Raw genomic sequence first — 23,293 nt, forward strand, 5'->3', positions numbered from 1 at the left:
AATCCCCTCATTTAGAGCAAGGTGAACTTGTTATGAATGATACTAAAGGAGGAATAGGGTAATGAGCGAAAAGTGTGAACACAGACATGATGATTGTAACCGCAGACATGGTTGCGGAGGCGGTTTTGCGCTTCTAATCGTATTGTTTATTTTATTAATTATCATCGGTGCTAGCTGCTTCGGCGGAGGCGGCGGTTGTGGTTATGGCGGTTACGGCGGCTACGGATATGGTGGCTACGGCGGATATTGCTGCTAATTATTAAAAACTATTGAAAATGGCCTTGTGCAATATGCACAAGGCCATTTTATTCATATTTTTATATGCTGTGATAATTTATTAATGTACAGAGAGCGGATTAAGAAGAAGAAAATAATCTCGATAATCCCGAAAAAGGTGAGTACGATACATGTCTCTTTTAGTAATGAGAAAGAAAACATGCTTTGTAAAAACTTAACCGCAAATAACGTGTGAACACCAGCAACGATGTAAGGAACGAAAAATAAAATTCCTAATTGAATGGTTGCAGAGCGAAACATTTCTGATTCAGTTAAGCCAAGCTTTGTAATCGTAATATACTTTTGTCTTTCAGTTGTTAAGTCATTATACATACGGAAGTATAGAACACTAGCCGCACCGATAAAGAAAATAAAGCCGAGAAATGCCCAAATAAAAAATTGAGCAACTGCATTTCCTTTACCGTAAATGAGTTCATCCGTAGCCGTATGTATGAAGAAAGGAACTTGAGCGTTCTCTTCAGTATGCTTTTCGTAGAACTCACGTGCATCACCACTAATAACACGTAACATATTTTTTGTTGGAACGATTGCATTTTCCCAGTTTTCTACGAAATAGTTATAGATTACAGTTGTTTCAATATGAGGAATCATATTATCAAATACATAATCTTGTACGACAGCTAAATGAGGGAATGCAAATGATGGTTCGATTCCCTTATTAATAAACCCTTTAATATGAAATTCTTTTTTATTAGATCCAAGTGTAATCGTATTTTGCTTTGCAAATGGATTAGATACGAGATCGAGAAGTTCTGGTGAGTGGCGAGAAATAATATACACTTCTGTAGAATCAATTGTTATTTCCGGTCTTTTCAATTGTTTAGCAATTGCGTTATAATCACTCATCTTCATAAGCATAATATCTTCTTTGGAAGCTGTATCTTTTAATACTGTAAACTTATATTTTTTGTAAAGAAAATTATTAGTTGTAAGCTCCGTTTCAATTGTAGAAATATGCTTTTGTTCAAGGGAATTGTCACCTTCTGATGTATACGTGAAGGGAACGGGATATCGCTCTAATACTGATGCCTTCGTATTGTTATTAGCGGCGAATAATCCAATAATAATCGTAAATGCAAGTGCAGATAGCATAGAAACAATAAAGAGTACATTAATATTACTGCGTGTACGAGAAACTAAATCTGAAATCCATAACATATTTATTTGTTTCAAATAAAACTTTCTGCGCTTCTTTAAAATATAGATGAAAAGAAGGAATGTTTGTGAAAAGAATAAATATGTCCCGACTATTACGAGCGGTAAAATAGATAACATAATAAAAAAGACAGATCCATTTTGCACATTTTTTTCCGTTACGTAGCCTCGCGGATAACCAGCGATATAATAGCATAGCCCTAAACAAATTAAAGCGAATAAAGAGATGAGTATAGATGGTCTTTTTTCAGCTGGCATTTTCTTGTTCCCTTTAATGAGGTGGGCTGTCTTTCGAGTACGAATAAACATTGGTGTAAATGTAGAAACGATTAAAAATAAAATGATAAACGTTACGGTTGTAACGATAATCGCTTCTGTTGGCCAATATAAATAGAGACCTTTCGCACTTGTTAATTTCGAAGTGACTAATAAGAAAAAGTTAGAAAATACAAGTCCACCTTGAATGCCGATAAAGATAGATAATATCCCAATTATCATGTTTTCGGTAAATAACAATCTTTTTAATTGTCTCTGTGAGATACCAAGAATAGTGAGTATCCCGAATTGCTGCTTCCGAACATTTAAAAATGTTCCAATTGAATATAAGAGAAAGAAGAACGAGAACATAACGATCACAAGTTGTGCTGTACTAGCTAAGTTCATTAGAGGATCACGTTCTTGAAAGCTTTGTACACTCTGTAAGCGCGGATGATACGCGTATACAGTAAATGAAAAGAAAACCATGATAGAAAAAGCACTACTTACAAAGTAGGCGAAATATGCTTTCGAATTACGTGAGACATTTTTAAATGCGAATTGCCAAAATGTCATCCACGTCTTCCTCCTAATAACGCTAGAACATCTAATATTTCTTGATAAAATTTCTCGCGATATAATCCGCGGTGTAGTTCATTGTAAAGCTCTCCATCTTTAATGAAAATAACACGGTTACAATAACTTGCTGCAAACGGATCGTGCGTAACCATTAAAATCGTTGCATCTTCTTCTTTATTTAATTTCGTAAATAACTCCATTACGTCAATTGCCGCTTTTGAATCTAAGTTTCCTGTCGGTTCATCGGCTAGTAAGAGAGAAGGGTGATGAATAACAGCACGTGCTACTGCGGTACGCTGTGCTTGCCCCCCAGAAACTTCAAAAATACGCTTGTCCAAAATATGATCAATTCCAAGCTTTTTTGAAATGTTATCAAGCTTTTCATCCATTTCTTTTAATGGAACATTATCTAATGTTAAAGGTAGTACGATATTTTCACCGATTGTTAGTGTATCTAGTAGGTTAAAGTTTTGGAAAACAAATCCTAACTCTTGTCTTCGGAAAATAGCTAACTTCTCTCTACGAAATGTGTGCGGTTTTTTTCCGTTAATTACGACATCACCAGAAGTCGGAGAATCGATTGTAGAGATAACGTTTAAAAATGTAGATTTTCCGCTACCAGATGGTCCCATAATGGCAACGAATTCCCCTTTATCCACGTGTAAATTTATATTTTTTAAAGCAGTATGAGGGACTTTCCCCTCATATACTTTTGAGACGTTTTTTATGTGTAATACTTCTTCCATAGTAATCACCTTTCTACTTTTTAAAACTTAATGTGTTGTGATAATTTTTGCATATAAAAGGAACGAATTAAAAGGAAAAATAAAATTTCAACTGTTCCAAAAATCAACAGTACGACTGTAATTTCAGCGAAGAACGAGAGATGTAATATTTCTTGTAGCATCTTTGTCGCAAACATCGTATGGATTGATGCCATAATGTAAGGTACGAAGAAAAGAATCGCAAGCTGAATTGTCGCTGAACGTTTCATTTCAGTCTCAGTTAAGCCGATTTTCGTAATCGTTATATATTTTTCTTGTTCATTTGTTAAATCTGTATACATCCGGAAGTAAAGAACACTGCCAGCACCGATAAAGAAAATAACTCCTAGGAAAATACCAATTAAGAAGAACGAAGCGACATTTAGTTTTGTCTTATATAGAGAATCGCTCGCTTCACTTGCATGGAAAGGTGGATGCTCTGCTTGAATTGCTGCATTATCGTTATGGATTTTTGTTATAAACGATGAACCGATATTATGTGCTTTTTCCCAATCTGTAACTTTGAAGTTATATACACTCATTTGTTTGGAAACGGTGGATAAGGCTTCTACATTTTCATCAGATAGTATGAGTAATTGGTATATTAAGCTGTTTGGGAATGGGCTATAACTTTTATATTCTTTCACTTGTAGTTGTAAATTGTTTTGAGTAAGTGTAAGAGTATTTTTCTGTTCTTTATTGTGAAGTGTTCCAATAACTTGATCATCTAAGTCTTTCATAAGAATATAAGATTCATTCTTATTTACCGTGAGTTTTTCCCAATTTAACGCTTTAGCAAGTACATTATAGTCACTTTGTTTAATGGCATAATAGAGCTGCGTGTTATCTTCAGCTGAAGATACTTCATATATATCTGTTTTAAATTTTGTATAAGTAAAGTGCTCTTCATTAAATTTCTGCTCTAACCAGTTTAAATGTTCATCAGCTAACGTATTTTCAGTATGCGATAAATAAGTAAACGGGAAAGGATTTTGTCTAATCGCATCAAACTTTGTAAATTTCCCGAAGCCATATAAGAATGTAATCATTGTAAAAGCGAGCGTCGATAACATCGCCACAATAAAGAGCATATTAATATTCGTCCGAATACGTGATGCTAGATCAGAAATCCAAAGCATATTAATTCGTTTCATATAAAACTTTCTTCGTGTTTTTAAAATACGAATAAGTAAAAAACTAATTTGTGAAAAGAAAAAGTATGTTCCAGCTGCAATAAGCGATGGGATGACAAATATACTAGAGACGGCATATAAAAGCCCAATTATGTCACCTAGCGACATAAAATACAGCGGATTTGCGGCTAACGCATATCCACATATTAAACAGGTCGCACCAAATAGAGAGATGAGCACGGATGCTTTTCTTTCTTTTTGTTGTTTTCCTTCTTTTAAAAGACGTACGGCTTTTCTCGTGCGAATGAGCATCGGTGTAAAAGATGATACGAGAATGAAGAGGCCGAGAAAGATGATGATAGTTAAAACGATAGCACTTGTAGGCGGATATAAATATAAACCAGGTACGTGTGTAATTTTGGCGGTAACTAACAAAAAGAACTGTGAAAAGACAAGTCCAAGTTGAATGCCAAAAAATATAGAAAGAGCACCAATTAACATATTTTCTATAAATATGAGTCGCTTTAATTGTTTTTGAGATATGCCAAGCACTGTTAAAATCCCGAACTGTTTTTTTCGTACTTTTAAAAACGTCCCGATTGAATACAGTAAAAAGAAAAATGAAAAGAACACAATGACAACTTCTGAAATTGTCATTAATATGTTCAGAGAAAAATTCACGTCTGTCATATGCAATTTAGGATGAAATAAATAAACTGCAAATGAGAAAAAGATTGCGATGGAGAACGCACTGCTTACAAAATAGGCGAAATAAGCTCTGGCGTTTCTTGAGACGTTTTTAAATGCAAACTGCCAAAATGTCATTCACCTAAACCTCCTAATAGGGTGAAGATGAAAAGAGTATGAGAGATACTCTTTTCATCAAGTTTGTTTTAAATATTTTGTCCACTCGTGTAATGTGATAATTTTTGCATATAAAGTGAACGAATGAATAAGAAAAATACGATTTCAACGAATCCAAAAATAATAAGAACGGCTGAAACTTCTTTGAACAGAGATAAACCAATTACATCTTGTAGCATTTTTGTTGCGAACATTGTATGAATGGATGCCATAATGTACGGAATGAAAAATAAAATACTAAGTTGAATGGTTGCAGATCGTTTCATCTCTGTATCTGTTACACCGATTTTAGAAATCGTTATATATTTCTCTTGTTCGTTCGTCAAATCCGTATACATTCTAAAGTAAAGAACGCTACCAGCTCCAATGAAGAAAATAACTCCTAAAAATGTCCCGATTAGGAAGTACGCGGCACTACCTGATGTTATTTTGTATAACGATCCTGCTGATTCAAAGGATCGAATAAGAGGCCCTTCATACTGGTATTTATTTCGATCTTTTTGCACTTTTTTTATAAAATTATCAGCAATTTCATATGTCTGTTCCCAGTTTTGAATTTTGTAATTGTATGCTGATATATGTTTTACGGTGTTAGGTAAGTTATTTACGATAACATCAGGCAACACTATCGTTTGATATGAAAAGTCAGATGGGATTGCGTTTACATGCTCATAGCCTTTAACTCTTAATTTCGTATTTGTACTAGAGAGTGTAATGTAATCTCTATTGTAGCTTTGCTCAAATTCGTTGAATATGGTGATATAAGATGTCCCTGTTAGCACATATGCTTCGTTATCATCCATAAATAGTTGTTTCATTCGTAAAGAATTCGCAAGTTTGTTATAGTCACTTTGCTTAATTGCGTATACGTCATTATAAATAGCTATATCTTTATCTTCTTTTAGTGGTGTTTCATATATATCAGCTTTTATTTTTTGATAAGGGAAATGCTCTTTTTGTAATTGGTGCTCAAGCCAATTTAAATGCTCTGTAACAAAAGGGTTCGCATCATAAGAGAAATAAGAAATTGGGAAAGGGGAAGTTCTATTCACCTCTAGCTTAATAAATTTCCCGAATCCATATAGGAACGTGATCATTGTGAAAGCAATTGTAGAGAGCATCGCTACAATAAAAAGCATATTAATATTCGTCCGAATACGGTTTGCTAAATCTGAAATCCAAAGCATATTAATCCGTTTCATATAAAATCTTCTTCTTTTCTTTAAAATATAAATCAGTAAGAAACTAATTTGAGAAAAGAAAAAATATGTTCCTATTGTAACAAGCATTGGGATAACGAAAATACTCGAAACCATATATATAACACCGATTTGCGGGCTTACTGATACGAAATATTTAGGATTTCCAGCTAACGCATAACCACTAAATAAACAAATCGCACCAAATAATGAAACAAGTATGGATGGTTTTCTTTCTTTTTGTTTTCCACCATTTGTTTTTAAAAGGTGTACCGCTTTTTTTGTACGAATAAGCATTGGTGTGAATGCAGATACAATGATAAAAAGACTAAGGAAAACAATGGTTGTTAAAATAAACGCGTTAGTAGGACCGTATAAATATATTCCTGGAACATGCGTAAGTTTGGCTGTTACTAATAAGAAAAATTGAGAAAAAACAACTCCAAACTGCATGCCGAAAAAGATAGATAAAATCCCGATTAACATATTCTCCATAAAAACAAGACGATGTAATTGTTTTCTCGATATTCCTAAAATGGTCAAAACACCAAATTGTTTTTTTCTAACTTTTAAAAAAGTACCAATGGAATATAGTAAAAAGAAGAAAGAGAAAAATACAATTACTACCTCTGAAAATATCATTAATCCTGAAATTTCAGAGGTCATGTCAAAGTTTTGTAATTTCGGATGGAATAAGTAAACAGCAAACGAAAAGAACACAGCAATGGAAAAGGAACTACTTACAAAGTAAGCAAAATAAGCTCTCGAGTTGCGCGTGACGTTTTTAAATGCAAATTGCCAAAATGTCATAGATTATACCTCCGGCTAGAAGATATAGAAGTAGTTGTATTGCAAAAAATGTATGAGAGTGTGTTCTCATACATTTTGCTTGCATATGTTACGATCATGCTTCGGTCACCTTCTCCGTATGTTCTGCTTGATTATTTGCAGCGTTGTGGAAGATGATTTTAATCGTCGTTCCTTTACCAACTTCAGAATCTAGTTTGACAGAGTGACCTAAATAATCACAAATTTTACTTACAATATAAAGCCCCATACCAGTAGATTCTCCGAATGCGCGACCGTTTTTCCCAGTGTAAAATGGTTCAAATACTCTTCGAATATCTTCTTGCGGAATACCAACACCTTCATCACGAACTTCTAAAATAATATCCTTTCCGTTTCGGTAAGCAGATAAGAAAACTTTCTTTCCGCGCTCACCAGAGTAACGAACAGCATTTGTCATTAACTGATAGATGATAAATTTTAGCCATTTCGCATCAGAAGCAACTTTTAAATCAGAATGGACTTCTAAAACAGGGAAGACACCATTACGAATGAATAGTTCTTTTAATCCGTTAATATTTTTTGTTACCGTATCTTTTAATGAAATCGTCTCAACATGGAAATCTTCATGGAAGTTATTTAACCTAGCCATGTATAAAGCCATATCAAGCCCTTGGTTTAGACGCTCTAATTCTTTTTTAAACTTTGGAATTAAATGCTCGTCTTCCATTTCTAGCACCATAAGCTGCATAACAGAAACAGGTGTCTTCATTTGATGTACCCAGTGGTTAATGAATAATTGATGTTCTTGTTGTTTTACTTCATACGATTGTAGTTCTTTTTGGAAGAGGCGGTACTGCGTACGCACGAGTTCATTGACACCGTGAGGCATCGGAGCAGTTGCTCTTTCAATAAACGCATCTTCCATTTTTTCTGGTTGCTCGCTTAATCTATGGTACATTCTACGATTGCGAACGTAACGGTAAGCGAGGAAACAAATAAATAAATATAAACTTAAAACGACGAAATAAAATTTATTGTTTTGAAATCCATCTACTGCATCATAAAGAACGAAAATGATACCGAAGTTTAAAACGTACAGTAGGAAAAATGCAAAATGATCACGTAAAAATAGCTTCATGCTTATTCACTCCAAGTTGCGTTAAAGCGATATCCAAGTCCACGTACTGTTTCAATAGAGTTCTCAATACCAAGCTCATTAAACTTTTTACGAAGACGCGTAATGTTTACGTTTAATGTATTTTCTTCAACGAAGCTTTCGTCATCCCAAAGCGCAGCTAATAAATCTTCACGGCTTGCTGTACGAGGGAATTTAGATAATAACATTTCAGCTAAAATAGCTTCTTTTTTCGTTAAAAGAACTTGTTCAGATCCGAAGTGAATTTCAGGACGTTCTGGGAATAGTTTTAAACCTTCTACTTCAACGATACGTTCAGAAATATTTGGTGCATAATCACCGTAAATACGGCGTAATTGTCCTTTAATTTTTGCCATTACAACGTCGTAGTGGAATGGTTTTGTAATGTAATCATCCGCACCGCTTTCAATTGCCATAATTTGTTCCATCTCACCAGCACGCGCTGAAATGAAAATAATTGGACAAGTAGATTCATGACGAATTTGACGGCACCAGTAGAAACCATCGAATTTCGGTAAGTTTACATCAAGTAAAACAAGATGTGGTTTCACAGCGTTAAACGATTCCATAATATCATCGAAATTCTCTGCAACAACAGCTTCATAACCGTACTTCTGAATGTGAGATTGCAGTAATGATGAAATATTTGGATCGTCTTCAACGATTAAAATTTTATACATATGTATATTCCTCCTCAGAAAAACAATTGTAGCTATAGTGTATCATGTGTTTCAAGTCTTTTCATTATGTTGAAAGATAAGCTAGTAAACAGTATAGGTTAAAAGTGAGAAAAGTAAAAAGGGCCTCGTATATAATTGACAATCAACTGAAATCATTTTAACATTTAGATAAGTATCTAAATGTCTAATTATCGAAAGGAAGAAAGACATTGAATCAAGCATTCAAAGCATTAGCAGATCCAACAAGGCGAAAAATTTTAGACTTATTAAAAGAAGGTGATCTAACCGCTGGTGAGATCGCTGAACATTTCAATATGACAAAACCAAGTATTTCACACCACTTAAACGCACTTAAAAATGCTGAACTTATTCAAGATGAAAAGAAAGGGCAATTCGTTGTGTACTCTTTAAACACAACGGTCTTTCAAGATTTGTTGACTTGGGTGTTTACATTTACGAATAAGGGGGAAGAGGGGAAATGAGAAAGCATATATTTCCGTTACTATTAATAGCTTTAACGATTATTGCATGGTGCATCGCGTGGCCGCATTTACCGGGAGAGGTTCCGAGTCATTGGAATGTGTCTGGTGAGGTAGATGGGCGTATGTCAAAAATGGGCATGATGATTTTGGATGTTGCAGTTATGGTTTTTATATATGCTTTATTGACTTTATTGCCTAAGATAGATCCTAAGCATGAGAATTATGAGAAATTTTCTAAAGGGTATAATGTAATAAATTATAGCGTATTATTCCTATTATTTTTAGTAAGTATCATTGGAATTGGAGCTGGATTAGGTTATGACATTCCAATGAATAGTACACCATATATTCTTGTTGGTCTTTTATTTATAATCATCGGTAACTATTTACCACAATGTAAACCAAATTACTTTGTAGGTATAAAAACACCGTGGACATTAAGTAACGAGGAAGTATGGAGAAAGACACACCGTTTTAGTGGGAAGGTGTTTGTTGTATTAGGAGTTATTATGATTTTAAGTATTTTTGCTCCGGCAGCGTGGAAAGGTTTCCTAATCATTGGCATTATTACCGGTGCAGTAGGATTAACAATGGGATATTCATATATTGCTTATAAAAAAGAAATAGGGGCTTAATAAAAAATTATGGGGGAGAGAGGATGAAAAGACACGTATTACCATGGAGTTTAATTATTGGCATTGTAATTGGATGGTATATTGTATGGCCACATTTACCAGAACAAATTCCACGTCATTATAATGCGGCAGGAGTAGTAGATGGATATTTTTCTAAAGTAGAAGCAAGTTCTGTTTCAATAGGTAGCATGATGTTGCTGTATTTGATATGGCTAGCTCTTGGGTATATTGACGTAACGAAAGATAAGTATAAACAGCATGCTAAAGTCCTTTCCGCAATCCGTTATGCTATTCTTTTGATAGGATTCGGCTGTAACTTATTTGCGCTATTAGCAGCGTCTAATTATATTGCATCGGGCTCAATTGCATTTAATTTTGGACTTGGAACATTGTTTCTTGTACTAGGTAATTACATGCAACAAACGAAGCCGAACGGGTTAGTAGGCATTCGAATGGACTGGACATTAGAAAATCCTGTAGTTTGGAGGAAAACACATAGATTTGCTTCGAGGGTATTTGTAATAGGTTCACTTTGTATATATGCCGGGGCTTTGCTTCCAGATCCATTTAATATTTTTATAGGGATTGGAATCATATTAATATGCATTATCGTATCAACAATAAAGTCATATAGTATTTATAAAGAAGAGTTGAAAATGTAAATAAAGCTGCTTTTCCTTTTAGGGAAGAGCAGCTTTGTTTTTAGGTTATTCGAATTACTATATTTAATAAGTTATATTCAAATTTTTAATTAACCAAGGCTTTATCAATGACAGAACTGTTATAGGTTGCATAGCTTTAGTGTGATCCATATCATTTCCTCTTAAGATTTCTATATCCCATCCAAGATGTTCTAACTTTTGTTTGTTTTTTTGAAGTATACCAATAATATCAACTACTACATTGCCAAAATTTTCACCGTAAACAATAGTGTCTTTTTCCCCAGAAAACGCTAATCTCGGAATGATTAGTTTATGTTGGATGTCTTGATCATCAAACTCCATCAAATTCTCGTACATTGTAACAAACTGTTTAGTTTGACTCATGTCGATCTTTATCTGTATGTTATCCCAATCAATTTTTTCAGGATTAATATGTGCTTGATCAATAACAGGAGAATTGTGATTATTCACAGCTTGCTCATATGTTTTATTTGTTACTACCATCATTTCTTTATATGGACCATCTATTGGTGGAAACCCGCCCATGATTATACTGTCTAATCTATCCGTTCGAATGGCTAATTGTAACCCAGCTAAAGCTAACCAAGAGTAACCATAATAACTAAACGTATTAATATTCATTTCGTCAGCAATTGTTAATAGGTCTTTTACTATATTTTCAGGTGTGAGATTCTCTGGATTTGGATGTTGCAAACGATGGCCTTCGTAGTCAAAATATAAAATCTGAAACTTATCTATGAGTCCATCAATAAAATGTTTTCCAAATTCAGGATCTACTCCCCACAACTTCAAAGTTTCAGCATCTTGCCCATATACAGATTCTTTAGCAACTGGGAGCATGATTGTTCTAAATTTTGGATTTCCAACCAAACCAACCTTTAATACTGATTCGTCCGTAAGTTTTATGATTTTCTCCATTTCTATCACTCCTAAATTGTTTATACTAAAATCATATAACATTCATGCAATCTTCCGGATTTATGACTTTTTTCTCGTATATATAAGGATTTTATTTGAAATATGTTAATGTAGCACTTTAAGGTTTTACTTTAAAAAGGAGTTAATAAATGGAGACATATAGCCCTAAACAAATTGCAAATGTCTTAAATGTTAGTACAACAACTTTGAGAAGATATGAAGAACAAAATCTCATTCCTGTTGTGCCAAGAACGGAAAGTAATCACCGGTTTTATACATCGATACACTTTCAAGCATTTATTACCATTAGAGCATTATTAAAAGGATATGATATACCTATTGTTTATAAAGTTATGAGGATGATTAAAAACGTAAAGTTTGAAGAAGCACTTTGGTTAATTAATGAACAGCAATTCAATGTTCAGGTGAAGAAAAAACGAGTAGAAGAAATACTAAACATGATTCAAAATGCTGATTTTACTAAATATAAAAATGTAGAGTTAAATGAACGCATGAGCATTGGAGAGGCTGCAAACATAGCAGGCGTAAATACTTCGGCTATCCGTCATTGGGAACATGAAGGGTTAGTCCACTCAGAAAGAAATAAAGAAAACGGTTATAGAATGTTTCCAATATCTGAACTGCGTAAAATACTGGTTATAAGCAGTTTGAGAAAAACCGTGTATTATATAGAAAATATGAAAAGCTTGCTAGATGATTTAGAAACATTACACTATGGAAAAATTGAACGTTCCTTTCAGTTGGCTTTAGAAAACTTGAACAATCAACTATTACTCCAATTTAAAGGAATCGAAGAACTGATGAAATATATACACTTTTACGAGTAAGCAAATATGTAAAAAGAGCTAGGCACAATGCTTAGCTCTTTTCCTTTTGTTATCACTTCTTCAAAACCGGTATCCAAATTTCACTTTTAAAGTTTGGAGAAGATATATCTTTCTGTTTATTCCACAATATCTCCGGTCCTTCCGCTAGTTCATAGTTCGAAGAAGGGAACCATTCAGAGTAAATACGTCCCCATACATTTTGTAATGCATCAGGAAATGGACCGACAGCTTCGAATATAGCCCATGTTGAAGCAGTAACTTCAAGCTGTTTAAACTGCTCTGGACAATCCTTTGTTGTGGCTACTCCAATGTAGTGATCGAGTTCTCCTTTTTCCTCCATTCTTCCTTCAGAAAAGTTAGTAGAAGCACTAATGATTCCAGTAGGTTCAATGTTTGAAAGGGACTTTAATGTTTGAATAGAATCTGGGTTTAAACTTTTCCACATAGAAGCAATTTCTTCATTTACACCGTTAAAAACGATTGGTACTCGTTTTGTAATACCTATAATTCGAAATGGCTCTTTTTCTTCAATTCGATAGTTCATTTCATTTCCTCCTTGAATGGATAATTGGAAGGTCATTGGTGAATAAGCCTTCAAAGAATGGCTACTATTTCGGGCCTCTGAAGGTGTTATACCGTGCAAGTTTTGAAATGCACGGGCGAATGAATCTGGTGAGTTGTAGCCATATTTTATAGCGACATCAATGACTTTTGCATCGCTATTTTTTAGTTCAAAGGCAGCGAGAGTAAGACGTCTACAGCGAATATAATCAGATAGTGATATACCTGCTAAAAACGAAAACATTCTTTTAAAGTGATACTCAGAACAGAGAGCTAGCCTCGCAACTTCTTTAAAATCAATTTCATTCGTAAGGTTATCTTCAATATAGCGCATTGCAGTATTCATATTTTTAAGTGAATCCATATTATGACCTCCTCTGTACATAGAATAGCAGGAACGAAATAGCTCCATCCGATATTTCGTGCACAACTTTGTAGGGGACATTTTTAACCTTACAAAATTGTAATGTTCCTGTAAGGAGAATGAATGGATGGTATGATATCCCAATGTTATAGTAACAAAGTACTTTTGTTCAGTAGGTTAAATTTTTATATCTTTACTTATGCGTCTTACATAACTGTCATGTTTGTGTAAGAAACATCGATAGTGGCAAGAGTAGAGAGTGTATATAGTTGAAAATAGAGAATAGAAGAAATGAGGGATGTCGAGATGAAAACAGTGTTAGAAGCAAAAAATATTGAAAAAGTGTACGACACGGGTGGGAATAAATTTGCAGCGTTAAAAGGTATTAACTTACAAGTAAAAGAAGGTGAGTTCGTTGGAATTATGGGACCTTCTGGTTCTGGTAAGACGACTTTACTAAATGTTCTTTCTACAATTGATAATGCGACGAACGGTGAAATTTTAATTGATGGAAAAGATATTGTAAAGATGAATGATGATAAGTTAGCGTTATTCCGCCGTGATCATTTAGGTTTCATTTTCCAAGATTATAACTTATTAGATACGTTAACGGTGAAAGAGAATATCGCTTTACCACTTGCGTTATCAAAGGTGAAAGCGAGTGAGATTGATCGCCGCGTTCTTGAAATCTCAAAGAAATTCGGTATTGATCATATTTTAAGTCAGTTCCCATATCAAGTATCTGGTGGACAGAAGCAGCGCTGTGCAGCATCGCGTGCAATTGTTACGAATCCAAGTATGATTTTCGGAGACGAGCCAACTGGAGCACTTGATTCTAAATCTGCAACAGATTTACTTGAAAGTATGAAGTCGTTAAATGAATATGATAACTCAACAATTTTAATGGTAACGCACGATGCATTTGCAGCAAGTTATTGTAAACGAGTTATTTTCATTAAAGATGGTGAACTATATAAAGAATTACACCGCGGTGAATCGACGCGTAAACAGTTCTTCCAAAAAATTGTTGACGTAATGTCTTCTATTTCTGGAGGTATGGCTGATGACCTTATCTAGCATTGCCCTCCGCAACATACAGCGGAACTTTAAAGACTACTTTGTATATTTTGCATCTATGATTTTTAGTATCGTTATTTATTTTACATTTAAAGCACTGCAATATAATTCACAAATGGAAAAAGCAGCAGAAGCTTCAAAAAAAATTAGCGGAGCGTTCCAAGTTTCAAGTGTGATGCTTATCATCTTCGTAGCAGTGTTTATTATATATTCGAACGGATTCTTTACACGTAAACGTAAAAAAGAAGTTGGACTCTATTCCTTATTAGGTATTCGTAAAAGACAAATTGGTAAAATGCTCTTTTATGAAAATATGTTAATGGGATTAATGTCATTAGTAATTGGGATTGCGATCGGTAGTGTCCTTTCAAAATTATTCCTTGAGTTATTAGTAAATATGATGGGATTAAATTTAAACGTTCATTTTGAAGTACCGATGGCTGCCATTATTGATACAGCAATTATTTTCTTTGTGATTATTTTATATACATCACTTCAAGGATATCGTTTAATTTATCGCTTTAAGTTAATTGAACTTTTCCGTGCAGAACGTGAAGGAGAAGCAATGCCAAAAGGATCTGTCATTATGGCATTAATTTCAGTTTTCTTAATCGGTTCAGGTTATTTTTTAGCATTAATGTACATGAAAGCAGTTATGTATGCAGACTTTATGGTCGTTGCATTATATATTTTATTAGCGACAGTAGCAGGGACTTATTTACTGTTCATGTTCTTCACAGTATTTGTATTGAAACGTGCAAGAAATAATAAGTCAGCATTTTATAATGGTATGAATATGGTAACGACATCACAGTTACTATATCGTATTAAAGGAAATGCGAAATCACTGGCGACAATCGCTATTTTAAGTGCGGTAACATTAACAGCGGTTGGTACGTCAGTTACGATGTATTACAACACATTTACGCAATCAAAAGTTGCTGCGCCGTATAGTTATTCCTATGAGAAAAAAGATGCAGCATTAGATAAAAAAGTAAATGAAATACTTGCTGGAGAGAAGAATAATCACCCAGTCACATATGAATCAGAAGTTGAAATGATTCCTGTGAAGGGAACATTTAAAGGTGAAAGAGCTGATCAAGTTCTGAACACACACTATAATGTTACGAATCAGTACCAGCTTATTTCTCAATCAAGCTTTAATACACTTGTGAAACATTTAGATGTAGAACCTGTAAATTTAAGTGCGAATGAAGCTTTCGTATATGATAGCTTATATATTGAGAAACTTGATTTTGGTCCTCTTTATACAGGAAATACAGCTGTATTCCCTGTTGGAAACGAGTCAAAAGAATTAAAAATTAAAGGTGTAAATAATAGAAGCCTTACAAATTTAAATGAACTATTTGTAATCGTTCCTGATAAAACATATGAGCAAGTGAAACAAGTAAACGAAACGCGTACTGTAAAAAATATTGATGTAAAAGGTGAGCGAAATAGTAAAGAGTTAACAGCAAAATTAGCAAGCATTATGCCAGCTGGAGAATCAGAAGTTTTAAAACCATTTAACGATTTCTATACAGGATTCCAAATGGGGCTTGAAACAACAGGCTTAATGATGTTTATTGGGTTATTCTTAGGATTAGTATTCCTATTAGCAACAGGCTCAATCATTTACTTTAAACAATTAACAGAAGCAAGTGCTGACCGTGATCGCTACGTTGTTCTTCATAAAATTGGTGTAACGAAGCAAGAGATGAAGAGAGCTATCGCAAAACAAGTGAGCTTTATCTTTGCTATTCCGTTAGTAATTGGTATTTTACACAGCCTATTTGCACTAAAAGGTTTATCAAATATATTACCATTTGAAATTATGATTCCGCTTCTAATTAGTATCGGAGTATACGGCGCGATTTATATTGGATATTACTTCTTAACAGTTCGTTCTTATTATAAGATCGTGAGTGCGAAGTAATAAGGGACAGCTATCGCTAGAGGCGATAGCTGTTTTTTTATTCTTCATAAAATCTTAAGAAATCTCCTCAATTTTTGTTAAGAAATAATAGTTATACTTAGAAACAAGTTAAAAACTATTGAACGAATGAGGAGAGGTTTATATGCAACTCATAACATTCTTACATGAATTTATTAAACATCCGAAACATACTGGTGCAATTGCGCCAAGTTCAAAAATATTAGCAAAGAAAATGGTAGATGTAATTGATTTTAATAAAGCGAAATGCATTGTAGAGTTAGGGCCTGGTACAGGAGTCTTTACGAAAGAAATTATGAAGAGAAAGAAGAAGGAAACAATATTTCTTCTTATTGAAATTAATGAAGTGTTTTGCAAGGAGCTAAAGAGAAAATTTAAAGATGAGCAGAATGTCATTGTTGTACACGGTTCAGCCGAAAATATAAAAAAGTATATAGAAGAGCTCGATATAGAATGTATTGATTACATTTTATCAGGGTTGCCTTTCACTTCTTTACCAGAAGAAGTTTCAAAGCGCATTTTAAGCAATGCGATGGAAGTGATACATGAGAATGGTGAATTCATTACATTTCAATATTCACTTGTGAAAAAAGGATTTATACAGCACTTCTTTCCTGAAATTACGCTAGAGAAAGTGTGGCTCAATTTCCCACCAGCGTACGTCTTTAGCTGTAAAAAAGAGCTAAGGAGAGCATATGCATAATGGAATTACATGAATTATTATCTTATATTGAACAATACGGTTATTGGGCATTATTTTTCTGTTTATGGCTAGGTATTATCGGTATGCCAATTCCAGACGAAATGATCGTAATGAGTGGTGGCTTTGTATCTTCACTAGGGATATTAAGTGTCATTCCTGCATTTTTATTAACATATTTAGGTGTTGTATCTGGGCTTTCTTTAGGTTATATATTAGGGAAAATATTTGGTACGAAAGTACTTGATAAGCTAATGAAAAAGAAAAAGGCGAAATATCTTTTGAAATCTCAACAAATGGTAGAGAAGTATGGTCATTATGCGTTAGTCACAAGTTACTTCATACCAGTTGTAAGACATATCGTACCGTATTTAGTTGGAATGAATAACATGTCATTTAAGACGTATGCTTTGTATTCTTATATGACAGGATTTGTTTGGACACTCGTTTACTTTGTGCTCGGTGCTTTATTTGGACAACATATTGAAAGTATTGTAGCGATCGCGATAGAATATGGCGTGTATTTTGGCGTGATTGTTTTTATAGTTACAGGTATTCTTTATTTATATAGACAAAAAAGAATCACACTGATGAGTAAATAGAAGTAAAGAAAGTTTCTTCCAGTATGAAGGACAAGATAGGATTATAAGTATAAAATTATCTTTATTTAATGGTAAAATATAGGTAAGTAGTTAAGGGAGGAAGAGCGTTGTGCTACTCATTTTTAGCCTTATCTTAATTGGAATTATGTGCAGTATGAAAATAGTATCTTTACACATGATAGAACGACAAAAGGTAGAGGAACGATATGTATATTGTCCAAAATGTGATACAAAAATTAGAAGAGGAAATTCAGCTCCTTTTTGTTCGAAATGTAATTTAATATTTTAAAAATAAAAAGTCCGAAATCACTTTATATAGTTTCGGACTTTTTATTCTTAAGTAAACATTAATCCACCTAGTTCTCTTTCGTTTGTTTATTAGCTAAAATGGATTATGAATAACAATAGTATGTAAACGAAAATAAATATAAATGTACACATGGAGTGTTATATTTGGAGATTTTAATCATAGTAGGATGTCTAAACTGTATGGATGTTAACCTTTTTAGAGAAAGATATCCCAGCTAATTTAGTTTGGAAGATTGAAAGAATAGATTGAAAATAGATGAGAAGTGGAGTGCATATGATGGAGACACAAATCGTTATTGGAGTACCTGGTTTATGGAAAGATAGAACAGAATTAATACAAGAAGTTGTGAGTAAAAGTAACTATATATTAGCGGGAAATGTTATGCACCATAAGGAGAAAGAGATTGGCTTTGAAATTGATATATATGAACAAGAGGATCCATTTTATAATCCGTGTGGGGTATGGAAGTTAGAGAGTGCTTCGGCAAAGAAATCTATCTTTCAAAAATTGGGGAGTGTGCTAAAAGGGTGGAAAAATACATAAAAGAACAGAAGAGTATATGTGATAAATATAAAGCGGAGTATGTAGAATCTCCGAATGATTTGAAATTAGGAATAGCGCAAAATGTGAAAGATGGTATCGCTCCGATTAATGGGTTACGAATGCCTATAGAAAATGGAACGACAGGTTGGTACATTTGGGCTGGTGAAGAAATGGGGACAGAAGAAGATTTCTTTCTTCCTTTACACGTTCAACATATTGATGAATGGGCACCTGAAATAAAGAAGTATTTAGGGTTACCACCTGGTTGGAGATTTTTAATTGCTGGAGATTACGAGGACGTGTGGTATGATCCGAATTTGTTTGATGAAGATTTAGAAGAGGATGCAGATGAATGGGAAGAAAATATGCTACAAGAGTATGGATGGTACATGCATAGCATATTAGCAGAAGATATTGATGGCATCCATGCTAATTATCATACGCATGGTCTAAGAGATAACTTTAATCATCAAGATTTACAAATAGCATTAAATATGGATCCTGAAGTCGCGCATAGTGTTTTTTGTACCATAATAGAAGAAATAAAGAGCGGAAAAAAGTTTGAACAAGGGATTGAGTATACGAATATTATTGAAGGATATCCCATTATTATGAAGTCTTTCGTAGAGATGGATCGAGAAGTTTTGAGGGTTTTATTACCTGATGAAAGAGGGATTCTTCCTACGAGGCCAGAGTGTGATGAATGTTATAAGACTCAATTGGATAGTATTGAGGAAATTTGATAAAAAATAGCTTGAAACCATTCAAGCTATTTTTGAATTATTACATATGCTGTAAAGTAGGTTTTCGATTTGTAGTAATATCTGCTACTGAATAACGTTTCGTTTTATTAGTGCCAGTTAGCCCATTTCGTATTTAGCATATTTTTTTCTTCTTCTGAAATTATATTGTCTTTATACCAGGGTAAATGTTTACAGGTGAAATTATCAGCTACCCTTACGGCATTATAAAAACCGTTACTAATAAATTTTTTATTGTAAACAGCAAAAGTTGTATCAATTCCAGCGTTGAAAACTTTAGGGTTATTGTATTTAGTTATAGGAAAAAGCCAATACTGCATTTCCCATTCTGTTACTGTACATTTTTCATTTGACATGAGCTCTCTGTTGAAATTAGAAGTAGGTATAATGTCTAAAGCAAGGCCGGCTTTAAAGAGTGAAAGCTCGATTGTTAACTGCTTTAAATACTCTAAAAAGTTATCTGGCATTTTTTCATTAAAAGATAAATCAGGATCAGTTACAGCAAAAAAATCTGGAAGTAAATCGAAAATATAAGGAACGGCAAAAAAACGTGGTCCATAGTTGGCATTATTTTTCACTAAATTATATTTAGTTGATATTTGCTCATAAAAAGCAAGCAAAGCGGGAGCGGTTGAATTATTGTCCCAAATCCATATATCTTCACTTTTTATCTTTTTGTTTTCTAATTGTTTTAACATATTTTTCACATAAGTAAGGTTATTGAAGGCTATTACTATTATAGGAATGTTTGAATTATATTTTAAGTTTTCTATATTAGAGAGACTTAGTTCGTTCTTACATTCGAACACGATTTATAACACCTCCGAGCAAAAATAAAACACACTGCATTAGAAGCAACAATATTCCAATATATGCGTAAGTAAGAGAAATGGAATCGGTGTACGGCCTATATATGATGGAAGTAGGAAAAGCATTTTTGTTAAGATAGATTGAGTATACGAATAGTGATGAAAGAGGAATTTTTCTAGCTACATGAGAGCACGGTAAACGTTAGATAATATTAATGAAAAGGTGATACATGTGCAAAAAGAGATTTTAAGGTTATTAGATAAAAAGCAAAGTAACTATGAATTTCCTGCCTTTGATAATGAATATATGGATATTTCACAAGTGAAATTCTCTCTTTTCTTTAAAGATGCTAAGGATTGGCTAATGGTGTTTCAAATTGTGGGTGTAGGTTCATTAGGTGTATGTAATGATATTCAAGTATATGGCGATAGAATTACTCATTCAATGGGTGATGATTGCATTTTACAATTAAATAATGGCGATTATGAGTTGTTTGATGATGAAGGTGAATTTATACCGAATATTTATAACGGCAGTTTAAAAATTCGCGAGCATCATTTTGAATATGAATTTACAGAAGAGGATTATATAAATAATGGAATAGAAGTACAAACGACAGAGCATTATCCAACATACTTTATGCGTATGCTTGCTACTAATGAGGAAGCTCAAAAATTATTGTGGTGGGATAAAGGAGAAATTTTAGAAGAGTTCGGTTTAGAAGGCGACTGGGAAGTAGCGTATGAAACGGAAGAATGGAAACATGTTGAAGACGAAAAAGTAAGTGAAAATGAATTCTTCCAATCAGTAGCCGCTGCAATAGAGAAGAAAGATCCAAGTGTTATTGTGAATGAAAATGCTAATACGCATTGGAGAAATTGGGTAGAGTTTGATTGTGACTGAAAAGGATAGGAGAAAGAATGACAAATGAAAAGAAGAAGAAAATCCGGAGAAAAAGTACAAATGCATCGTTTTGCACTACCTCTATGCTACGGAAGTGAAGCACCATATTATTATTACGAGGTAGCGCCCCATGAAAGAGAGGAACGCTTCCATTTAACATCAGATCTTTGTGTAATGGATGGTGAACATTATTTTATTAGAGGATGTTTAGAGATTCCTATAATTGACTACCACGAAAATTTCATATGGACTGTGTGGGTATCACTTAGTAAAGAAAGTTATGATGAAGTATTAGAAAAGTGGGATGAGAGAGGCCGAGAAAATAGTGATCCTTATTTTGGTTGGTTATCTGTAGAAATACCAGTTTATCCAGAAACATTAAATTTAAAAACAAATGTACATATAAGAGAAGTTGGAATGGCACCGTATGTTGAATTAGAGCCAACCGAGCATCCTTTAGCGATCGAACAAAGAAATGGAATTACTTTAGAGAGAGTTAAAGAAATAGAGGAAATGATCCAACAATATAACTAGATTAGAAGAGAAAAAACGAGTGCTAGCACTCGTTTTTTTATTACACAACCGCAGGATTATAAATCATCGTAAAGTGTCCTGGTAATAATTCAATGTGACAAGGTGTATGAAGCGAGCTTTCTCCATCTGTATCTACTTCTTTTTCTTCTTTCGTTTCAATATGAATGGATTTCGCTTTTACGTGGAAGATGTCATTTTCATTTGAGTCTTCAAATAGTTTCTTTCCGATGTAATCTTTAAATGCTTGAATACCTGTTGATTTGACTACGAAAATATCAAGTGTTCCGTCATCACATTTTACGTTCGGAATAAAGGATGGAATACCACCAAGATATTCACCATTTCCAACCATGACAAGGACAGCTTCGTCTTCATATACTTGTCCGTCATAAGTAATTTTTACTGGGAATGTTTCAGCATTTTTTACAGTTCGAATTGTGCTTAAATAGTAACCGATTTTACCAAGCTTTGCTTTTTCTTCTGCATCGATATTGTTTGATACTTCAGATACGAGTCCAATGCCCCAGAAGTTTAAGAAATGTTGTTCATTTGCTTTTGCAACGTCAACTGGTTTTATATGTTCTTTTGTAATAAGTTTTGCCGCTTCTGCAATGTTTTGCGGAACACCAAGTGTGCGAGAGAAGTCGTTGCAAGTTCCACCTGGAATGATTGCAAGTGTAGGTCTAGTTTCGAGAGGTGCTAAGCCATTTGTGCATTCAAATACTGTTCCATCACCACCAAAGACGATAATTAAATCTACTTTACTAGCAAACTCTTGGCAATATTTTGTTGCATCACCTTGTTTTTTCGTATGAAGGATATGTAGATCAGGAAAAGCTGCGGCAAGAGGTGGTACGATTTTCGTTAAATTTGTATGTAAGTCACCTTGACCAGCTTTCGGATTTACGATGAGGAGTACTTTTTCAAATTTTGTCTTTGTCATATTTCATCTCTCCCTGTAGTTTGTAATGGAAAGAAAGGAGCTGTTCCCATGTATTTTAGAACAGCTTCTCCCTATTAATTGGGTGCTAAGATTGTCAGTTATTGTCGGTAAGTCGATATATTTAAAAAATCGCCGATATACATTTTATGTACTATCGATTTTTTAAGTTATACGATTATTCCGTTACAACTGAAGCAATGAATGGTAAGTTACGATATTTTTCCGCACAGTCGATACCGTATCCAACGATGAATTCGTCTGGAATTTGGAAGCCAACATATTCAGCTGTTAAGTCTACTTTACGACGTTCTGGTTTATCAAGTAATGTACAGAACTTGAGTGCTTTTGGTTTATGCATAAAGAAGTGATCTTTTAGGAAATGAAGTGTTAAACCAGAATCGATAATATCTTCTACAACAATTACGTTTTTCCCAGTAATGTTTACGTCGATATCTTTTAGTAGTTTCACTTTTCCTGTTGTTTCTGTTTGATTTCCGTAGCTAGATGCAGAAATAAAGTCAATTGTTACATCATTTTTGATGTTACGAATTAAATCAGCAGCAAATACGAATGAACCTTTTAATACGGCGATAACTACGATTTCTTCTCCTTCAAAGTCACGTTCGATTTGAAGTGCTAATTCTTTAACTTTTGCTTGTAATTGTTCTTCAGAAATTAAAGTGTCTTTTATTTCAATATTCATTGTAATCCTCCTACAGTGTAAAACTTATGAACATTTCGACTGTAAAGGATAGAATAGAAAAAGTCAAAGGAGATAGTAATTTTTTACAAAG

The 23,293-nt window shown here is 33.8% G+C and carries 25 protein-coding genes; 14 read left to right on the forward strand and 11 right to left on the reverse strand.

Annotated elements, in window-relative coordinates; translation table 11 throughout:
- Window positions 1-61: 61 nt before the first annotated feature.
- A complete protein-coding gene (locus AB6801_RS06235) occupies window positions 62-256 on the forward strand; it encodes a YjcZ family sporulation protein (protein ID WP_001290395.1) in 195 nt (64 codons plus the stop codon).
- Between the two features lie 53 nt (window positions 257-309).
- Here the strand turns inward: AB6801_RS06235 and AB6801_RS06240 are convergent, their stop codons facing one another.
- From AB6801_RS06240 to AB6801_RS06265, 6 genes are all read right to left on the reverse strand, one after another.
- A complete protein-coding gene (locus AB6801_RS06240) occupies window positions 310-2,283 on the reverse strand; it encodes an FtsX-like permease family protein (protein ID WP_000144954.1) in 1,974 nt (657 codons plus the stop codon).
- Window positions 2,280-3,032 (reverse strand): ABC transporter ATP-binding protein, encoded by a 753-nt coding sequence (locus AB6801_RS06245; protein ID WP_000393250.1) that lies wholly within the window; start codon window positions 3,030-3,032, stop codon window positions 2,280-2,282. Before AB6801_RS06245 ends, AB6801_RS06240 begins: the two co-directional genes overlap by 4 nt.
- A gap of 20 nt (window positions 3,033-3,052) precedes the next feature.
- Window positions 3,053-5,008, reverse strand: a complete 1,956-nt coding sequence (locus AB6801_RS06250; RefSeq protein ID WP_370941040.1) for an FtsX-like permease family protein — start codon at window positions 5,006-5,008, stop codon at window positions 3,053-3,055.
- 68 nt (window positions 5,009-5,076) lie between these two features.
- Window positions 5,077-7,056, reverse strand: coding sequence for an ABC transporter permease (locus AB6801_RS06255; RefSeq protein WP_087948468.1), 1,980 nt, complete (start codon window positions 7,054-7,056; stop codon window positions 5,077-5,079).
- 94 nt (window positions 7,057-7,150) lie between these two features.
- Complete coding sequence (locus AB6801_RS06260; protein ID WP_000765341.1) at window positions 7,151-8,173, reverse strand: sensor histidine kinase; 1,023 nt, start codon at window positions 8,171-8,173, stop codon at window positions 7,151-7,153.
- A 2-nt stretch (window positions 8,174-8,175) separates the two neighbouring features.
- Window positions 8,176-8,871: a response regulator transcription factor gene (locus tag AB6801_RS06265; protein WP_000276738.1), complete on the reverse strand. Its 696-nt coding sequence runs from the start codon at window positions 8,869-8,871 to the stop codon at window positions 8,176-8,178.
- 209 nt (window positions 8,872-9,080) lie between these two features.
- Here AB6801_RS06265 and AB6801_RS06270 point away from each other — a divergent pair, with 209 nt between their 5' ends.
- The 3 genes from AB6801_RS06270 to AB6801_RS06280 are packed head-to-tail and all read left to right on the forward strand — an operon-like array spanning window position 9,081 to window position 10,650.
- The gene (locus tag AB6801_RS06270) at window positions 9,081-9,353 is read left to right on the forward strand and encodes an autorepressor SdpR family transcription factor (RefSeq protein WP_001070526.1); all 273 of its coding nucleotides are present in this window, start codon (window positions 9,081-9,083) and stop codon (window positions 9,351-9,353) included.
- Entirely contained in the window at window positions 9,350-9,988 is a 639-nt protein-coding gene (locus AB6801_RS06275; protein WP_053514582.1) for an SdpI family protein, read from the forward strand. Before AB6801_RS06270 ends, AB6801_RS06275 begins: the two co-directional genes overlap by 4 nt.
- Window positions 9,989-10,011: 23 nt before the next feature.
- Window positions 10,012-10,650: an SdpI family protein gene (locus AB6801_RS06280; RefSeq protein ID WP_000820678.1), complete on the forward strand. Its 639-nt coding sequence runs from the start codon at window positions 10,012-10,014 to the stop codon at window positions 10,648-10,650.
- 63 nt (window positions 10,651-10,713) lie between these two features.
- Here AB6801_RS06280 and AB6801_RS06285 read toward each other — a convergent pair whose 3' ends face one another.
- A complete protein-coding gene (locus AB6801_RS06285; RefSeq protein ID WP_098518497.1) occupies window positions 10,714-11,589 on the reverse strand; it encodes an alpha/beta fold hydrolase in 876 nt (291 codons plus the stop codon).
- Between the two features lie 149 nt (window positions 11,590-11,738).
- Here AB6801_RS06285 and AB6801_RS06290 point away from each other — a divergent pair, with 149 nt between their 5' ends.
- Window positions 11,739-12,437, forward strand: a complete 699-nt coding sequence (locus AB6801_RS06290; protein WP_370941041.1) for a MerR family DNA-binding transcriptional regulator — start codon at window positions 11,739-11,741, stop codon at window positions 12,435-12,437.
- Between the two features lie 52 nt (window positions 12,438-12,489).
- Here the strand turns inward: AB6801_RS06290 and AB6801_RS06295 are convergent, their stop codons facing one another.
- Window positions 12,490-13,362 carry an AraC family transcriptional regulator gene (locus tag AB6801_RS06295; protein ID WP_000377728.1) on the reverse strand — a complete coding sequence of 291 codons (873 nt, stop codon included), beginning with the start codon at window positions 13,360-13,362 and terminating at the stop codon, window positions 12,490-12,492.
- Window positions 13,363-13,668: 306 nt separating this feature from the next.
- Between AB6801_RS06295 and AB6801_RS06300 the strand changes: the two genes are divergently transcribed.
- The 7 genes from AB6801_RS06300 to AB6801_RS06330 all read left to right on the forward strand — a co-directional run bounded on the left by AB6801_RS06300 (window position 13,669) and on the right by AB6801_RS06330 (window position 19,291).
- Window positions 13,669-14,439, forward strand: a complete 771-nt coding sequence (locus AB6801_RS06300) for an ABC transporter ATP-binding protein (RefSeq protein ID WP_000859655.1) — start codon at window positions 13,669-13,671, stop codon at window positions 14,437-14,439.
- Window positions 14,426-16,375: an ABC transporter permease gene (locus tag AB6801_RS06305; protein WP_000176154.1), complete on the forward strand. Its 1,950-nt coding sequence runs from the start codon at window positions 14,426-14,428 to the stop codon at window positions 16,373-16,375. Before AB6801_RS06300 ends, AB6801_RS06305 begins: the two co-directional genes overlap by 14 nt.
- A gap of 142 nt (window positions 16,376-16,517) precedes the next feature.
- On the forward strand, window positions 16,518-17,096 hold the full coding sequence (locus AB6801_RS06310; RefSeq protein WP_001176054.1) for a class I SAM-dependent methyltransferase: 579 nt from the start codon (window positions 16,518-16,520) through the stop codon (window positions 17,094-17,096).
- Window positions 17,096-17,695: a DedA family protein gene (locus tag AB6801_RS06315; protein WP_000418923.1), complete on the forward strand. Its 600-nt coding sequence runs from the start codon at window positions 17,096-17,098 to the stop codon at window positions 17,693-17,695. Before AB6801_RS06310 ends, AB6801_RS06315 begins: the two co-directional genes overlap by 1 nt.
- Window positions 17,696-17,804: 109 nt before the next feature.
- Window positions 17,805-17,984 carry a hypothetical protein gene (locus tag AB6801_RS06320; RefSeq protein WP_001986677.1) on the forward strand — a complete coding sequence of 60 codons (180 nt, stop codon included), beginning with the start codon at window positions 17,805-17,807 and terminating at the stop codon, window positions 17,982-17,984.
- Between the two features lie 294 nt (window positions 17,985-18,278).
- Window positions 18,279-18,548 carry a hypothetical protein gene (locus tag AB6801_RS06325; RefSeq protein WP_000970753.1) on the forward strand — a complete coding sequence of 90 codons (270 nt, stop codon included), beginning with the start codon at window positions 18,279-18,281 and terminating at the stop codon, window positions 18,546-18,548.
- On the forward strand, window positions 18,533-19,291 hold the full coding sequence (locus AB6801_RS06330; protein WP_000417356.1) for a DUF4262 domain-containing protein: 759 nt from the start codon (window positions 18,533-18,535) through the stop codon (window positions 19,289-19,291). The genes AB6801_RS06325 and AB6801_RS06330 overlap by 16 nt, the downstream gene beginning before the upstream one ends.
- 107 nt (window positions 19,292-19,398) lie before the next feature.
- Here AB6801_RS06330 and AB6801_RS06335 read toward each other — a convergent pair whose 3' ends face one another.
- The gene (locus tag AB6801_RS06335) at window positions 19,399-20,118 is read right to left on the reverse strand and encodes a glycosyltransferase family protein (RefSeq protein WP_000461059.1); all 720 of its coding nucleotides are present in this window, start codon (window positions 20,116-20,118) and stop codon (window positions 19,399-19,401) included.
- 232 nt (window positions 20,119-20,350) lie between these two features.
- Here AB6801_RS06335 and AB6801_RS06340 point away from each other — a divergent pair, with 232 nt between their 5' ends.
- Both AB6801_RS06340 and AB6801_RS06345 read left to right on the forward strand, forming a co-directional pair.
- Window positions 20,351-21,022 (forward strand): DUF7003 family protein, encoded by a 672-nt coding sequence (locus AB6801_RS06340; protein WP_001168352.1) that lies wholly within the window; start codon window positions 20,351-20,353, stop codon window positions 21,020-21,022.
- Between the two features lie 24 nt (window positions 21,023-21,046).
- A complete protein-coding gene (locus AB6801_RS06345) occupies window positions 21,047-21,556 on the forward strand; it encodes a DUF2199 domain-containing protein (RefSeq protein ID WP_000830212.1) in 510 nt (169 codons plus the stop codon).
- A 40-nt stretch (window positions 21,557-21,596) separates the two neighbouring features.
- Here AB6801_RS06345 and AB6801_RS06350 read toward each other — a convergent pair whose 3' ends face one another.
- Entirely contained in the window at window positions 21,597-22,499 is a 903-nt protein-coding gene (locus AB6801_RS06350) for a diacylglycerol/lipid kinase family protein (RefSeq protein ID WP_000167895.1), read from the reverse strand.
- 175 nt (window positions 22,500-22,674) lie between these two features.
- Window positions 22,675-23,202: a hypoxanthine phosphoribosyltransferase gene (gene hpt, locus AB6801_RS06355; RefSeq protein WP_001019298.1), complete on the reverse strand. Its 528-nt coding sequence runs from the start codon at window positions 23,200-23,202 to the stop codon at window positions 22,675-22,677.
- Between the last annotated feature and the right edge of the window lie 91 nt (window positions 23,203-23,293).

The sequence above is a fragment of the Bacillus sp. RCC_6_1 genome (assembly GCF_041360755.1).
GTDB classification, from domain to species: Bacteria; Bacillota; Bacilli; order Bacillales; family Bacillaceae_G; genus Bacillus_A; species Bacillus_A cereus.